The 15325-nt window shown below is 63.0% G+C and carries 17 protein-coding genes; 7 read left to right on the forward strand and 10 right to left on the reverse strand.

Annotated elements, in window-relative coordinates:
• Positions 1-55: 55 nt before the first annotated feature.
• Positions 56-1258 carry an MFS transporter gene (locus tag C8K66_RS28135; protein WP_108526613.1) on the reverse strand — a complete coding sequence of 401 codons (1203 nt, stop codon included), beginning with the start codon at positions 1256-1258 and terminating at the stop codon, positions 56-58.
• A 113-nt stretch (positions 1259-1371) separates the two neighbouring features.
• Here C8K66_RS28135 and C8K66_RS28140 point away from each other — a divergent pair, with 113 nt between their 5' ends.
• Positions 1372-2253, forward strand: coding sequence for a LysR family transcriptional regulator (locus tag C8K66_RS28140; RefSeq protein WP_017848454.1), 882 nt, complete (start codon positions 1372-1374; stop codon positions 2251-2253).
• 136 nt (positions 2254-2389) lie between these two features.
• Positions 2390-3067 (forward strand): GNAT family N-acetyltransferase, encoded by a 678-nt coding sequence (locus C8K66_RS28145; protein WP_108526614.1) that lies wholly within the window; start codon positions 2390-2392, stop codon positions 3065-3067.
• Between the two features lie 10 nt (positions 3068-3077).
• Here C8K66_RS28145 and C8K66_RS28150 read toward each other — a convergent pair whose 3' ends face one another.
• Positions 3078-3689: a TetR/AcrR family transcriptional regulator gene (locus tag C8K66_RS28150; RefSeq protein WP_046483623.1), complete on the reverse strand. Its 612-nt coding sequence runs from the start codon at positions 3687-3689 to the stop codon at positions 3078-3080.
• Positions 3690-3758: 69 nt separating this feature from the next.
• On the opposite strand from C8K66_RS28150, the gene C8K66_RS28155 reads away from it, so the two are divergent.
• Positions 3759-4358, forward strand: coding sequence for an NAD(P)H-dependent oxidoreductase (locus C8K66_RS28155; RefSeq protein ID WP_017848457.1), 600 nt, complete (start codon positions 3759-3761; stop codon positions 4356-4358).
• A 73-nt stretch (positions 4359-4431) separates the two neighbouring features.
• On the forward strand, positions 4432-4809 hold the full coding sequence (locus C8K66_RS28160) for a hypothetical protein (RefSeq protein ID WP_108526615.1): 378 nt from the start codon (positions 4432-4434) through the stop codon (positions 4807-4809).
• Between the two features lie 67 nt (positions 4810-4876).
• Here C8K66_RS28160 and C8K66_RS28165 read toward each other — a convergent pair whose 3' ends face one another.
• The 3 genes from C8K66_RS28165 to C8K66_RS28175 all read right to left on the reverse strand — a co-directional run bounded on the left by C8K66_RS28165 (position 4877) and on the right by C8K66_RS28175 (position 7198).
• Positions 4877-5263, reverse strand: a complete 387-nt coding sequence (locus C8K66_RS28165; protein ID WP_017848459.1) for a hypothetical protein — start codon at positions 5261-5263, stop codon at positions 4877-4879.
• Positions 5264-5295: 32 nt separating this feature from the next.
• A complete protein-coding gene (aroA, locus tag C8K66_RS28170; RefSeq protein WP_108526616.1) occupies positions 5296-6552 on the reverse strand; it encodes a 3-phosphoshikimate 1-carboxyvinyltransferase in 1257 nt (418 codons plus the stop codon).
• 91 nt (positions 6553-6643) lie between these two features.
• Entirely contained in the window at positions 6644-7198 is a 555-nt protein-coding gene (locus C8K66_RS28175) for a UPF0149 family protein (protein WP_017848461.1), read from the reverse strand.
• Between the two features lie 205 nt (positions 7199-7403).
• On the opposite strand from C8K66_RS28175, the gene C8K66_RS28180 reads away from it, so the two are divergent.
• Together C8K66_RS28180 and nudC are read left to right on the forward strand one after the other, a co-directional pair.
• Positions 7404-8216: a crotonase/enoyl-CoA hydratase family protein gene (locus tag C8K66_RS28180; protein WP_017848462.1), complete on the forward strand. Its 813-nt coding sequence runs from the start codon at positions 7404-7406 to the stop codon at positions 8214-8216.
• 5 nt (positions 8217-8221) lie between these two features.
• The gene (gene nudC, locus C8K66_RS28185) at positions 8222-9055 is read left to right on the forward strand and encodes an NAD(+) diphosphatase (protein ID WP_017848463.1); all 834 of its coding nucleotides are present in this window, start codon (positions 8222-8224) and stop codon (positions 9053-9055) included.
• Here the strand turns inward: nudC and C8K66_RS28190 are convergent.
• The 3 genes from C8K66_RS28190 to C8K66_RS28200 all read right to left on the reverse strand — a co-directional run bounded on the left by C8K66_RS28190 (position 9023) and on the right by C8K66_RS28200 (position 11716).
• On the reverse strand, positions 9023-9802 hold the full coding sequence (locus C8K66_RS28190) for a TSUP family transporter (RefSeq protein ID WP_046383211.1): 780 nt from the start codon (positions 9800-9802) through the stop codon (positions 9023-9025). The two genes, nudC and C8K66_RS28190, sit on opposite strands and share 33 nt — an antisense overlap.
• Positions 9803-9924: 122 nt before the next feature.
• A complete protein-coding gene (gene pcsA / locus C8K66_RS28195) occupies positions 9925-10641 on the reverse strand; it encodes a phosphatidylcholine synthase (RefSeq protein ID WP_017848465.1) in 717 nt (238 codons plus the stop codon).
• A gap of 148 nt (positions 10642-10789) precedes the next feature.
• Positions 10790-11716 (reverse strand): class I SAM-dependent methyltransferase, encoded by a 927-nt coding sequence (locus tag C8K66_RS28200; RefSeq protein ID WP_108526617.1) that lies wholly within the window; start codon positions 11714-11716, stop codon positions 10790-10792.
• Positions 11717-11907: 191 nt separating this feature from the next.
• Here C8K66_RS28200 and mdeB point away from each other — a divergent pair, with 191 nt between their 5' ends.
• Complete coding sequence (gene mdeB / locus C8K66_RS28205) at positions 11908-14598, forward strand: alpha-ketoglutarate dehydrogenase (RefSeq protein ID WP_108526618.1); 2691 nt, start codon at positions 11908-11910, stop codon at positions 14596-14598.
• Between the two features lie 90 nt (positions 14599-14688).
• Here the strand turns inward: mdeB and C8K66_RS28210 are convergent, their stop codons facing one another.
• Together C8K66_RS28210 and C8K66_RS31425 are read right to left on the reverse strand one after the other, a co-directional pair.
• Positions 14689-15177 (reverse strand): DUF1289 domain-containing protein, encoded by a 489-nt coding sequence (locus tag C8K66_RS28210; RefSeq protein WP_108526619.1) that lies wholly within the window; start codon positions 15175-15177, stop codon positions 14689-14691.
• A gap of 55 nt (positions 15178-15232) precedes the next feature.
• A partial coding sequence (locus C8K66_RS31425; RefSeq protein ID WP_238347833.1) for a hypothetical protein occupies positions 15233-15325 on the reverse strand: 93 nt, incomplete at its 5' end.

Here is a 15325-nt window from a genome sequence, read left to right on the forward strand (position 1 = left end):
CCGCCGCGCCGGCATGGCGAGGCTGATCAACCCGTCATGAGCGAGGATATTCGGCTCACGCCAACTGACGCGCGGGCTGCCGCCGCCATGCCATGGCGCTGGCGAGCAGGATCAAAGCGAATGCCGCGGTAAAGGTTGCGTGCAGACCGTCAGCCACGGATTGCGGCGTGGCGTGGGTGACATCGGGAGTGGTCCAGGCAAACATCGCGCCCAATGCCGACGCACCGAAAATCAGCCCCAGGTTGCGTGACAGGTTCAGCAGGCCTGAGATCGTGCCTCGGCGTGCCGCATCGGCTTCGCTCATCACCGCAGTGTTGTTGGCGGCCTGGAACAGGCTGTAGCCCGCCGTCAGCGTAATCAATGAGGCAAGATAAGTGACCAGCCCGGACGCCAGGCACAGCGACAGGGCGCCACTGCCGCAGACAGCCAGCCCCACGAGTGTCATGACGTGGCTGCCAAAGCGTTCGCTCAGACGACCGGCCGGAATGCCGGTGAGCGCCGCGACACCAGGGCCGACGGCCATTGCCAGGCCCATCCCGGCCGGATCGAGCCCAAGCCCTCGGGACAAGTAGAACGGCCCGACGACAAAGGTGGCCATGATCACCGCCGACACCAACGCACTCATCACCAGGCCGGCGCGCAACGAGGTCGACTGCAATAAGCGCCAAACGCCACCGCCGCCGACCAGTGGCGCGGGTGGCTGATCCACCGGCAAGTAGCGCCAGGCGAGGGCGGCCGCGAGCAAGCCCAGCGGCATCCCCACCAGAAACAGCGCGCGCCACCCCCACACACTGAGCAACAGGCCGCCCACGCCGGGGCCCATGGCGGTACCGACGGCTGACATCGTGCCGAGCAAGCCCATGACACGCGCAATGCGTGCTTGGGGGACGGTGTCGCCGACCATCGCTAACGTCATCGCCATCATGATCGCCGCGCCCAAACCTTGCAGGCTGCGCGCCGCAATCAGCCACCGCAGGCCAGGCGCGACACCGCATAACCCGCCGGCCAAGGCGAACAGCAGCAAGCCAGCGATCAACAGCCGCCGTCGCCCCAGCCGATCGCCCAGGCGCCCGGCACTGACGATGACTGCCGTGATCGCGAGCAGGTAGGTGAGCACCACCCATTGCGTCGCGTGAAAGGATGCATTGAAGGCCTGCGCGAGGCTGGGCAGGCCGACATTGGCGATGCTGGTGCCAAGGGCGGCCAGCAACATGGACAGGCACAGGCTGACAAGACCGCCACGGGAAGAGGTATGCATGGAAGATTCCTTGAATGAACGTAACTGTCGCAAATCTACGGTGTGGCCTAACATGGCGGAAGACGCATGAGTTGCACTAAATACCTGCATGTGACGCCTACTATGGAGCGCTAATGCCCGATCTCAATTTGCTAATCACCCTGGATGTATTGCTCGCCGAAGGCAGTGTCGCCCGTGCGGCCAAGCGCCTGCGGTTGAGCCCTTCGGCCATGAGCCGGGCGTTGGCGCGCTTGCGTGCGACCACCGGCGACCCGTTGCTGGTCCGCGCTGGCCGTGGCCTGGTGCCGACGCCCCGGGCGTTGGCGCTGCGTGAACAGGTCAGCCAACTGGTGCAGGGCGCCCAGGCGGTGTTGCGCCCGGCACAGGCGCTGGAGATGGCCCACGTGGTCCGCACCTTCACCCTGCGAACCAGCGAGGAGTTTGTCGAAGGCTTCGGTTCGGCGTTGCTCGCCCGTCTCGCCGAGGACGCCCCCGGCGTACGCCTGCGCTTCGTCAGCAAGACCGACAAGGACACTGCGCAACTGCGCGAGGGCCGCGTCGACCTGGACATCGGCGTGGTCGACCCCACGGCCAGCCCTGAAGTGCTGACCCAGGCGCTGTTTCGCGATCGCCTGATCGGCGTGGTGCGTAGCGGCCATCCCCTGAGCCAAGGCGAGATCAGCGCTGCACGGTTTGCCGAGGGCCGACACCTCTACGTATCGCGGCGCGGCCAGGACCGCGGCCAGATCGACGACGTCCTCGAAGCCCAGGGCCTGACGCGGCAGATCGGCAGCATCGTCGCCAGCTTTTCCAGCGCCATCGCCCTGGCACGCAACACCGACCTGATTGCCTCGGTGCCCGAGCGCTATACCCCAGACCGGCGCGACCTGTTCTGTTTTGCGCTGCCGGTGGCGTTACCCGCGTTTACCGTGGCAATGCTCTGGCACCCACGGTTGGACGCCGATCTGGCCCATCGTTGGTTGCGCGGGTGTTTGCGTGAGGTGTGCGGACGATGACAGTGCGGCCCGTCCCCGGGGCGATGTGCATGCGAGCCGCCAGGCATGCAGATCATGGCGGGTATGCCTATCGATCCCGAACCTGCTGCAACAGGTACAATCCCATCTGCCTTGACGCGAAACTCCAGGAATTTGCATGTTCAGCCTTACCCGCTACACCACGCCGTGCCCCGAACCGATCAACAGCCAGATCCTGCAGATGGTGGTCGACAACCTCACCGACATCAGCAGCGTCGCGCTGCCGCCGAGTAACCTGCTCTACAACATTTACCAATATGCCATCGGCTTTGAGGTGCATTTGTACCTGCAGGCGCTGGACGGGTCGAAGGGGATCGCGGTCGAACTGATCGTCGCGACGTCTGCGCAAGACCCGGAAAAAGTCATTGGGTTTTTGCTGTACTTGCCGGTCAAGGACGACCCAGAAGCCTGCGGTGTGGCGTTCATGGCCGTACAGGCAGGCAGCCGGCGCCAGGGCGTGGCGCGGGGCATGATGCAAGAGGTGCTGGTACGTTACCCTCACGCCGAACTGGCCTGCGCCGTGGACAAAGTGCCGGCCTTCGCGGCGATGGGCTTTCAGGTGCGCGGCGCGCGCGGCACGCAGGTGCTGATGAACACCCGCGCCTACGCCACCGATGGCTTGATGGGCGTGCTGGATGTGGCCGCTATCTATAGCTCATTGGAAGTGCGGCAGATTCATACCTACCTGCTGCAAAAACATGGCAAGCGCGCCATGGTGGATGCCGAGAAGCAACGCGACCGGCACCTGGATCAACTGGCGCACAAGGTCCGCTTGTTTGTGCAGGGGCGAGGCTGAAAAACGCCTCTCAACGGGCGCTGTGCGCCCCGCGATTGACCATTGCCAGAATGGTCGCCAGCAACTCCTGTTGCGCCTCTTCACGGCTGAGCTCACCGCTGGCCGCCGCATGAGACAAGGCCTCCGCCGCCCCGAGCATGGCCCGCAGCCCCGCCTGGGACACGCTGCCGCCCGGCGCGAAGGGGGCCATGACGTCGCGGCACTTATCGAGAAAGAGTGCTTCGTACTTGCGCTTGAGGCTTTCCAACTCCGGTGAGCTGCTCAGCGCCGCGATCACCCCCGGAATTTCCCGGCCCTGCAACAACACGCAGTCGACATAGGATGAGGCGATCACCCACGCGCGATCTTCCAGGGTCGGGCTGCTGGCTTCGAGGGCGTCGGCAAGCACCTGATTCTGGCGCCCATCGAAATCCTCATACAACGCCGCCAGCAACCCCGCGCGGGTAACGAAATGGTCATAGACCACCGGCTTGGTCACGCCCGCTCGTTCCGCCAGGTGGCCGAGGGTCAGGGCTTCGGTGCCTTCTTCACGCACCAGTTGCCAGGCCACGTCCAACAATTGGCGCAGACGATCTTCACGCGACAGGCGACGACGTGGGGCAGGGGATTCACTGCTTGACATGCTTATATACCAAAAGTAACTTACCAAAGGTAACTTAAGCCCAGCATAAACCCAATGGGAGTCACTGTCATGCACGCACTGATCGTTGTAGCTCATCACGACCCGCAATCCCTCACCCACAGCCTCGCCGCGCAAGTCGCCGCCGGGCTGAGCGCGTCTGGCCATACGTTCGAAATCGCCGACCTTGCCGCCGAAGGCTTCGACCCGCGCTACAACGCTGCCGACCAGCGCGTACATCGCACCCGCGCCGAACCGCCGGCTGACGTCGCCGCCGAACAAGCCCGCATCGACCGCGCCGACGCCCTGGTCTTGGTGTTCCCCATTTACTGGTGGTCGCTGCCAGGCCTGCTCAAGGGGTGGATCGACCGCGTGTTCGTCAACGGCTGGGCGATCGACTACGGCCCCGACACTCCGGTGGTGAAGAAACTGCGGCACTTGCAGGTTCACCTGCTGGCCCTCGGTGCTGCAGATCAAAGCGCGTTTGAGCGCCATGGTTATGCCAAGGCCATGCACACGCAGATCGATTACGGGATCTTCGATTACTGTGGCGCGCAGGTGCTGACGTCAGCGTTGCTGCTGGAGTCGGAAAGCGGCCAGGTGCAGGTGCATCTGGATCACGCCAAGGCAGTGGGCCAGGGTCTGTTCGAAACCGAGACGGTCGCCGGATGATTTCGTTGCGAGCAGGGAACCAGAAACCGTTCGACGACCAATCAAGGCGTTCACAATCACTGGAGATTTGATAATGACTTCAATTTCTGCTGCATCTGGATCCGCACTGATTGCTCCTCCCATTGACACATCCCAGGAAAAACCCACACAAGATCAAGTGAGACAAGAGCAGGAAAACAATGCGGACCAAGACAGTCCGTTTCCAAATCTATCGAATGGCGACCTGCAAAACTTGACCTTTGATCAACACAATACGCTCGATAAATATCCCAATATGAACTTTCAGCAAGTGGTGGATGCACATGGGAAAGAGTTTCCAAATATATCGCCTAGAGAAGTTCAAGATTTGAACTCCGAGCAAGTGGACAGGCTTATCAAGTATCCCACTATGTCTTACCAAGACGTGCTTAATGGGCATGGCGTGAAAGGCGGCGATAATTTCATCTGGTAACTACGTTAGTTGCGGCACGCCTCAGGCCTGGAGCAGCAGCTTGGTGGCGATGCACTGAAAGGACCGACTAGAGTCCAAGCAGGTCATGTGCATCCAGCAGCCGGTAGGCAATCTCCGGTCGTTTCTCCAGGCCTCGGCGAATCGCCGCCGGGATCGATTGCCGGGTCTTGCGGCACAGGCCGGGCAGTTCGTCGATGACGATCTGAATCCCGCGCATGCTCTTGACCTCGGTGTGCCCCGGCGCGATCTGCACGCGGATACCCAATAGCGCGTACATGCGCTGCTGCATGTGTTCGAGGTCTTGCAGGCTTTGCAGGTCTTCCAGGCGTTCGATCAGACGTTTTTCTTCCTGGCGCGTCAGGTTGAGGATGCGCAGGTCGGCGCCTGGGGTTTGCAGCAGCTGTTCGCGGTCACAGACACAGGCGCCGGGCGGGCAGGGTTGGCGAATGTTCATGATCAAGCCCTCCCCATCTCGACGTCGCGGACTCAGTAGCGCAGGGCGACACCCAGGCTGCCCAGTGCCTTCCAGTAGTCAGGATAGGTCTTGGCCACGCAGTCCGGGTCCTGAATACGAATACCCGAGACCTTCAGCCCGGCCAGGGCGAAACACATGGCGATGCGGTGATCGGCGTGGGTGTCGATCAGTGCAGTGCAGGCCGTGCCTGCCAGTGCCGGATCGCTGGCCACCAGCAGGTCATCGCCTTCGATGCGGGCCAGGCCTGGGCGGATCTGGTTGAGGCCGTCGTGCAGCGCCTGCACGCGATCACATTCCTTGACCCGCAGGTTGGCCAGTTCGGTGAAGCGCACCGGGCTGTTGTTGAACGCGGCCAGTACGGCAAGCGTCGGGATCGCGTCCTGCATTTGCGAACCCACCACTGTGGCCTGCATGTTCGGGAACTGCGCGATCAGCGCCTGGGCCTTGGCGTCCGGCTGGGTGAAGTCGTGTGCGGCGACACCGATATCGATGTGCCCGCCGGTCAGCACTTCAGCCGCCCACAGATAGGTGGCGGCGGAGGCGTCCGGTTCGATCAGGTAGTCATGGGCGGTGTAGCCGCTGGGAGCGACGCGCCAGGTGGTGTCGTCGACCACCTCGACCTGCGCGCCGAATGCACGCATGCAGTCGAGGGTCAGGTCCACATAGCCGCGGGCGCCGATGTCCTTGCCGGTCAGCGCCACTTCAATCGGCGCTGCGCCGCAGGCCGCGAGCATCAGCAAGGCCGATACATATTGGCTGGACAGACCACCGTCGATCTCAAAGCGCTTGGCCTGGACCTTGCCCACGCCATGCACGGTAACCGGCGGGCAACCGGTCGGGCTGTCGACCTGGATGCCGTTCTGGCCGAGGGTGGTGAGCAGCGGGCCGATCGGGCGTTTGCGCATGTAGTCGTCGCCGTCCAGCACCACGGTGCCTTGCACGGTGGCGACGGCGGCGGTGAGAAAACGCATCGCGGTACCGGCATTGCCGAGGAACAGCGGCTGCGCAGGCAATTGCAGCTGGCCTTGGCCCGTGACCACGAAGGTGGTGTCGTCCGGCTCGTCGATGATCACGCCCATCTGGCGCAGGGCCACCGACATGTGCCGGGTGTCATCGCTCTTCAACGCGCCGCTGAGGCGGCTGGTGCCCTTGGCCAGGGCGGCGAGCAACAGCGCGCGGTTGGTAATGGATTTGGAGCCGGGGGGCGCGACCTTGCCATTGAGGGGGAAAGTGGGCGGTGTAACGGTCACGGTTTTCTGCGAACTCAAGGTACAAGGCTCCTGATTCAAGGCAAGGTGGCACGGAGTGGCCGACGGGCGGACCCGAATAATCGGGCATAGACGTCACGCTTGTCGAGGCTTAGCGCTGGGCGAGCGAGTAATCATGCAGCGCCCGCGCCGCCGGTTCGATCTCGCTGACGCGCTGCTGATGCGCCTGTACATCGAGGTCCGCCGGCAGTTCGAAGTTGTCCTGTTCGGCGCACCAGGAGATTTTCTCCAGCAGTGCGGCCTGTTCGGCGGGCAGTTCAGGCCAGTTGCCGATAGCGGCGCCACGGATATAGCCAAAGCACCATTCTTCGGCGAGGGTCAGGGTCTGGCCCTGATGCTCCGTGTCGTCGAAGCGCGCCCGGAAACCTTTGGCGTCGGTGGCCAGTTGGGCGGCGCGGGCGTTCATGTGGCGAACGCACAGTTCGAGGAACTGCTTGGCTTCTTCGGCACTTTCCCACTGCGGGTTCTGCCCGCCCCAGATCGCCGGGAACCACTCGGCGATATCGACCGGTGCCGGGCTGGACACCAGTGCGCAGAAGTAACCATCGAGTTCGGCGAGGTTCAGCACCGAGTGGTCGTCACCGTACTTGAGCAGGGTTTCTTCGATCAGGTCGAAATCGGCGGGGGCCAGAGGTTGGGTGAGCATGGGGCGTATCCTTTAAACGTCGAGCGCCGCTGCGGCAGCGGCTTAAAGCGCGAAGGATGGCGCCTGAGGCGGTTTTTATCCAGCCTTTTCCAAGGCCGACGGCCCGTCCCGGATGAATTTTAGCAGTCCCGTTTTTGGCTGATGCGCCGTGGCTCACCCTTGTTATAGTTCGGCTCTTATTACTCGCCAGTCAGGGATCACTGCCATGTCCGAATACCAAGCCTTCGTCGTCGAGCTCATTGGCAGCGTTGCCCATGTGCAGATCAACCGCCCGGAAAAGATCAACGCCATGAACGCGGCGTTCTGGACCGAGATCATCGATATCTTCCGCTGGGTCGACGACACCGACGCCGTGCGCGCCGTGGTGCTCAGCGGTGCCGGCAAACATTTCTCGTCCGGCATCGACCTGATGATGCTGGCCTCGGTGGCCAATGATTTTGGCAAGGACGTGGGCCGTAATGCACGCCTGTTGCGGCGCAAGATCCTCGAACTGCAAGCCTCGTTCAACGCCGTCGACACCTGCCGCAAGCCGGTGTTGGCCGCGATCCAGGGCTACTGCATCGGCGGTGCCATCGACCTGATCAGCGCCTGCGACATGCGTTACGCCGCCGAGGACGCGCAGTTTTCCATCAAGGAAATCGACATCGGCATGGCGGCCGACGTCGGCACCCTGCAGCGCCTGCCGCGCATCATCGGCGATGGCATGCTGCGCGAGCTGGCCTACACCGGTCGCCAGTTCGGCGCCGAGGAAGCGCGCAGCATCGGCCTGGTCAATCGCGTGTATCCCGATCAGGAAAGCCTGTTGGCCGGCGTACTGGACATCGCCCGGGAAATCGCCGCCAAATCGCCGATTGCCGTGACCGGCACCAAGGCCATGATCAGCTACATGCGTGACCATACAGTCAATGACGGTCTGGAATACGTTGCCACCTGGAACGCGGCTATGTTGCAATCCAACGACTTGCGCGTGGCCATCGCGGCCCATATGAGCAAGCAGAAACCCGAATTCGTGGATTGACTGATATGACCCCAGGCTGGATTACCACCACACTGCTGGACAACCAAACCCCCGGCGGCTGGGCCGTCGCGCGCAGCCGCGAGGGTTTTTTACACGACACCAATGGCGCGCTGTTCCCGCGGGAATGGCTCAAGCGCCAGGACCTGGCGGTGTTCGCCGAACACGGTATCGGCCATCTTGACGGCGAGCCGGTGTACCTGCTCGAACTCAATGCCGCCAGCGACGTGCCTGGATGCAGTTGGCAAGGCCTGCGCGGCTTCATGCTGCAAGGCGATCACCGGCTGTACAAAGTGCTGGCCTATGCCGCGCAGATCGGCACCTGGGCGCGGGAACACCGTTTTTGTGGCAGTTGCGGCCAGGCCATGGTCCAGGTGCCTCGGGAGCGGGCGATGTTCTGCGAGGCTTGTGACCTGCGCAGCTACCCGCGCATCTCGCCGAGCATGATTGTGCTGGTGACCCGTGGCGACGAGATCCTGCTGGCGCGGTCGCCGCGCTTTGTCCCCGGGGTCTACAGCACGCTGGCTGGGTTTGCCGAGCCGGGTGAGTCGGCCGAAGACTGCCTGATCCGCGAAGTTCACGAAGAAGTGCAGCTGGAAGTCCGCAATATCCAGTACGTGGGCAGCCAGTGCTGGCCGTTTCCCCATTCGATGATGCTGGGCTTCCATGCCGAGTACGCCGGTGGCGATATCGTGCCCCAGGCCGATGAGATCGAGGACGCGCAGTGGTTCAACATCCACGACTTGCCGCCGTTGCCGGCGTCACGCTCGATTGCGCGTTACCTGATCGACCTCTACGTGGCCCGCCGCTTAGGCCACGCTGAACCAGTGCTGCCAGGCTAGGCGCACCGTCAGGCCGAGGACCACGGTGATAAACACCGGGCGAATGAATTTGGCGCCGCCGCTGATTGCGCTGCGTGCGCCAAAGAACGCGCCCACCATCACCGACACGCCCATGGCCAGCCCGACGATCCAGTCCACCGAACCGTTGATGATAAACACCGACAGCGCCGCCGCGTTGCTGACGAAGTTCATGCTGCGCGCCACGCCGCTGGCTTTGACCAGGTCGATGGGGTGCAGCAGCATCGTGCTCACCGTCCAGAACGCGCCGGTGCCGGGGCCGGCCACGCCGTCGTAGAAGCCCAGGCCGAAGCCTTGGGTGGCCTGCCATTTCTTCTTGATCGGTGCGTCGCCCTCCAGCGGCGCCTTGGGCGTGCCGCCGAACAACAGGTACAGGCCACAACCGAAGACGATCACCGGGAGCATCTTGTTCAGGGTTTCGGCGGGCAGGTAGTGGGCGACGATGGCGCCGGCCAGGGCGCCGATAAACGTACCGACGATGGCATGTACCCACTGGCGCGGGTGAAACAGCTTGCGTCGGTAAAAGGTGAAACTGGCGGTGGCCGAGCCGAAGGTGGAGCTGAGTTTGTTGGTGCCCAGTACCAAATGGGGCGGCATGCCGGCGGTGAGCAGGGCCGGGGTGGTGAGCAAGCCGCCACCGCCGGCGATGGCGTCGATGAAGCCGGCGATGAACGCAACGACGGCCAGGATGGCGAGGGTAGTGAGGTCTACGCTGAGTTCGAAGGGCATGGGCAGGGCTTATGGTTGGCAGGGCGCTATGCGAAAGGCGGCCATCTTACCTGCCCGATGTACGCAAATCCAAATGTGGGAGGGCGCAAGCCTCCTCCCACATTCAAACGGTGCCGGCCTGGCTATTTGTGGGTGCCCAGCCACTCCAGCGCGGTGCGCCAGATGCAGATCCCGAGGAAGTACGCCGACATCAGCGACCACAACCCAAACGTCCACGGGTTGGTGTTCGGGTAATCCACCACCATCAAGAAGCTGCACAGCAACCAGAGCGTGGTCACCGCGATGTTGATCGGCATGAACCGCTTGACCCGGAACGGGTGCAGGAACTTCATCGGCGTCACGGTCAGCAGCGCCAGGCCAATCACCGTGAGCAACGTCACCCACGCGTCGGGCTGGATGATATACACGCAGAGGGCCACCACGTTCCAGGCGGCGGGGAAGCCGACGAAGTAGTTGTCCTTGCTTTTCATGTTCACGTTGCAGAAGCAGAACAGCGACGACACCAGGATCACCGACACCGTGAACAGGTGGGTAAAGTCCGGCAGGTCGATATAGCGGTAGATAAACAGTGCCGGGATAAACACATAGGTCAGGTAATCGATCACCAGGTCCAGCACCGAGCCGTCAAAGCTGGGCAGTACCGTGCTGACATTCACGCGGCGGGCCAGGGAACCGTCGACGCCATCGACCACCAGTGCCAGGCCCAGCCACAGCAGGCACGCCTTGGGTGAGTTCTCCAGCAAGGCCAGCGTGGCCAGGAAGGCCAACACCACTCCGGTGGCAGTGAAGCCGTGGGCGCCCCAGGCTTTCAGTCTGGCTACATGCAGGGTCGATATCACGGGCGGTTCTCCAAAGGGTGAAACGGGGCAGCCGACGCTGTGGCAGCGTCGAGTCTGGCCAGGGGATGCAGGTATCGACCGGGAAGGGGAGGATAAGGTTCACCACCCCGGTGATTGCTTAGCGTAGCAAGCGTCGGACGTTTCGGCATCAGCCTTGGCGGAACACCAAGGCTTTCAAGCCGCTTTGCCGATCGATATCCGGGAATTCCGGTGGGTTTTCCAGCCGTTCGACAAAGTGCAGGCCCGGTGCTTCGCGGGTCACGCCGTCGATCAGGAAGTCCTCGCCGAACGCCGGGTCATTCATGCACGCCAGCACCGTGCCTTGTGGCGTGAGCAAATCCGGCAGGCGGCGCAGCACGCGCTGGTAATCCTTGGTCAGCAGGAAACTGCCTTTCTGGAAGGACGGCGGGTCGATGATCACCAGATCATAGGGGCCGCTGTGGATGACCTTGGCCCAGGACTTGAACAAGTCGTGGCCAAGAAAGGTAACGCGGCTCAGGTCATGCCCATTCAGGCGATGGTTGTCGCGACCCCGGCTCAGGGCGCCGCGGGCCATGTCCAGGTTCACCACATGCTCGGCACCGCCTTCGATGGCCGCCACGGAAAACCCGCAGGTGTAGGCGAACAGGTTGAGTACCCGCAGCCCCTTGGCCTGTTCGCGCACCCAGTTGCGGCCGTAGCGCATGTCGAGAAACAGCCCGCTGTTCTGTTTTTTACCGAGGTCGATCAGGTAGCGCAGGCCGCCTTCGGTAATCGTCAGCTCATCGATCGCATCGCCCACCAGCCATTCGGTGGTGCTTTGCGGCAGGTAGCGGTGCTGCAGGGCTACCGTGTGGGCGCCGGACTGCGCCCATTCGAACTGAACCAGCAGCTGTTTCAGCGCGACCAGGTGCGCCGCCTCCGGCTCCTTGAACAGCGCGACCAGCACCACGCCCTGCAGCCAGTCCACGGTCAGTTGCTCCAGGCCCGGCCAGCAACGGCCGCGCCCGTGGAACAGGCGCCGGGTTTCGGTCGGTGGCGTGGCCAGGGCGGTCAGCAGGTGGGCGTGCAGTGTGGCGAGGGCGTCGGGGTTCATCGTTGAGCGTCGTTCGTTGAGCGGGCGGCATTTTAAACACAATGGCGAGGTTTCGGGGGGTTAGAGCACAACGTGCTGGGAAACGTCTGATTGGCAGCGATTCATGCTCAAAATATGCTTTGGCACGCCTGACATCAGGCAAAAAATCCTCAGTCATCGACATAAACTGGAAAAAAAGCCTGGAGGTGCCCATGAACGGTTTTGCGAGCGCAGTGAATCACACCACAACGGATCAGCTCGCCGGTGATCAAATCGAACAGGACGAGTGGCGCGACGCCCTGGCCTCGCTGGTGGCCAACGCCGGCCCCGCGCGGGCGCGGCAGATCCTCGACGTGCTGGCCCGTGAAGGCGGCGCCCCGCACATCGACTGGAAACCCCGTCACGGCACCCCGTATATCAATAGCATCAGCGTCGAGCAGCAGCCGGCGTTTCCCGGCGACCTGGCCACCGAAGAACGCCTGGCCTCGCTGGTGCGCTGGAACGCCCTGGCCATGGTGGTGCGCGCCAACCAGGCGTATGGCGAACTCGGCGGTCATATCGCCAGCTACGCCAGCGCGGCGGATTTGTTCGAAGTGGGCTTCAATCACTTTTTCCGTGCCCGCCACGAGGGCTTTGGCGGCGACCTGGTGTTCTACCAGCCGCATTCCGCGCCGGGCATTTATGCGCGGGCGTTCCTGGAGGGGCGCCTGAGCGAGCAGGACCTGGCGCACTACCGGCAGGAAATCGGCGGGGCCAAGGTCGGCGCGCGCGGTTTGTCGAGTTACCCGCACCCGTGGTTGATGCCGGACTTCTGGCAATTTCCCACCGGCTCCATGGGCATCGGCCCGATCAGCTCGATTTTCCAGGCGCGCTTTATGCGCTACCTGCAGCACCGCGGCTTGCAGGACACCACCGAGCGCCACGTCTGGGGCGTATTCGGCGACGGCGAAATGGACGAGCCGGAAAGCATGTCGGCCCTGACCCTGGCCGCTCGCGAAGGCCTGGACAACCTGACCTGGGTGGTCAACTGCAACCTGCAACGCCTCGACGGCCCGGTGCGTGGCAATGGGCGGATCATCGATGAACTGGAGGCGTTGTTCGGCGGCGCCGGCTGGAACGTGATCAAGCTGGTGTGGGGCTCGGACTGGGACGCCTTGCTCGCCAAGGACAGCGACGGCGCCCTGGTCAATACGCTGTCGCAGACCGTGGACGGGCAGTTCCAGACCTTCGCCGCCAAGGACGGCGCCTACAACCGCGAGCACTTCTTCGGCCAGAGCGCGTCCCTGGCCAAGCTGGTCGAGGGCATGAGCGACGAACAGATCGACCGCCTCAAGCGCGGCGGCCACGACATGGTCAAGATCCACGCCGCCTACCACGCGGCGCGGCGGGTCAAGGGCAAGCCCACGGTGATCCTGGCCCAGACCAAAAAAGGCTTCGGCATGGGCGAAGCCGGGCAGGGCAAGATGACCACCCACCAGCAGAAGAAACTCGATCGCGAGGCGCTGATCGCCTTCCGCAATCGTTTCCAGTTGCCGCTGACGGATGAGCAGACCGAGTCGTTGAGTTTCTTCAAACCGGCCGCTGACAGCCTGGAGTTGCGCTATCTGCATCAACGGCGCAACGCCCTGGGCGGCTATGTGCCCAGTCGTTGCCAGGCCGCAGCGCCGGTCAGTGTGCCGCCTCTGGCCGGTTACGCCGGCTTCGCCACGGCTGCCGCGGGTAAGGAGATGTCCACCACCATGGCCTTCGTGCGTATGCTCACCAACCTGCTCAAGGACAAGCACCTGGGGCCACGCATCGTGCCAATCGTCGCCGACGAGGCGCGTACCTTCGGCATGGCCAACCTGTTCAAGCAGATCGGCATCTACTCCAGCGTCGGCCAACGCTACGAGCCGGAAGATATCGGCTCGATCCTCAGCTACCGCGAAGCTACCGACGGGCAGATCCTCGAAGAGGGCATCAGCGAAGCCAGCGCCATCAGCTCCTGGGTCGCGGCGGCCACCAGCTATTCGGTGCATGGCCTGCGCATGTTGCCGTTCTACATCTATTACTCGATGTTCGGCTTTCAGCGCGTGGGCGACCTGATCTGGGCCGCCGCCGACCAGCGCGCCCGTGGCTTTCTGCTGGGCGCCACTGCCGGCCGCACCACCCTCGGCGGCGAGGGCCTGCAGCATCAGGACGGCAGCAGCCACCTGAGCGCCGCCAGCGTCCCCAACTGCCGTGCCTACGACCCGGCGTTTGCCGGGGAGTTTGCGGTGATCCTCGACCACGGCATGCGCCAGATGCTGGAGCATGATGTCGACGAGTTCTACTACGTGACCCTGATGAACGAAAACTACCCGCAGCCGAGCCTGCCCGAGGGGGTGGAAGCGGCGATCATCAAAGGTATGTACCGCTTGCAGGGCGCGCCTGACGCCCAGGTGCGCCTGCTCGGCTCGGGTACGCTGGTGCGTGAAGCCCAGGCGGCTGCGCAGCTATTGGCGGACGATTGGCAGGTGGCGAGTGAGGTCTACAGCGTGACCAGCTTCAGCGAACTGGCACGGCAGGCGCGGGAGGTGGAGCGTTGGAATCGCTTGCATCCGCAGGCGATCCAGCGCGTCAGTCATGTGAATGATTGCTTGCCCAAGGGCGCCCCGGTGGTTGCGGTGTCGGACTACGTGCGGGCGGTGCCGCAGATGATTGCTTCGTACCTGGATTCCCCCTACACCGTACTCGGCACCGACGGTTTCGGGCGCAGTGATACACGGGCGGCGTTGCGGGATTTTTTTGAGGTCGATCGCCATCACCTCGTGCTGGCCGCGCTGACGGCATTGGCGGAGCAGGGCAGTCTGGATCGGCAGGTATGCCAGCAGGCGATTGAACGCTATGGCCTCCAGGCGGAGCGTGCAGCGTCCTGGATCTAAATGTGGGAGGGGCTTGCCCCCGATTGCGCCGGGTCAGTGACATATAAGCTGACTGACACACTGCTATCGGGAGCAAGCCCCCTCCCACATTTAGAACGTGGCGATCAGGGCTGGCCCAAAGGCCTCTTTCAAGAACACGGGGGCGATATACCGCTGGTAATGCGCCTCGGACAGCAGGAAAAACTCGCGATCAATTCCATCGCGCAAATCCGCCAGGCTGTGCTCGCGAAATTCCGGCAGCAACACCAGGCCATAGGCGTCCAGCCTGGTAATCACCCGCGCACCCCGGGCAATCAACTGGTAGGCCCAGCAGTACGGCGACTGGTGCGGCATAAAGCGAATCTTGCGGCTTTCCAGTTGCTGGCGCAGGCGCTGTGGGTCGAACACGTCCAGCTTGGAGGCCATCACCTGCACCAGCAGTTGCTCAAGGCGCAGCCACACCGCCTGTTTTTCCTCGGCGTTGTAGCCATTCCACTGGATGACTTCATGGTGATAACGCTTGCACCCGCGGCAGACCAGATCACCGTAAACGGTGGAGCACAGGCCGACGCAGGGGGTCTTGATGGTTTGATTGGGCATAAAAAAACATCGACAGGTGAAACAACACGGCCCCTGAAGGGGCCGTTTTTTTCAATCAATCCCAGCTCAACGCACCGCCAGTCTGGTACTCGATCACACGGGTCTCAAAGAAATTCTTCTCTTTCTTCAAGTCCATGATCTCGCTCAT

Source organism: Pseudomonas sp. GV105 (genome assembly GCF_003058185.1).
Lineage (GTDB): Bacteria > Pseudomonadota > Gammaproteobacteria > Pseudomonadales > Pseudomonadaceae > Aquipseudomonas > Aquipseudomonas veronii.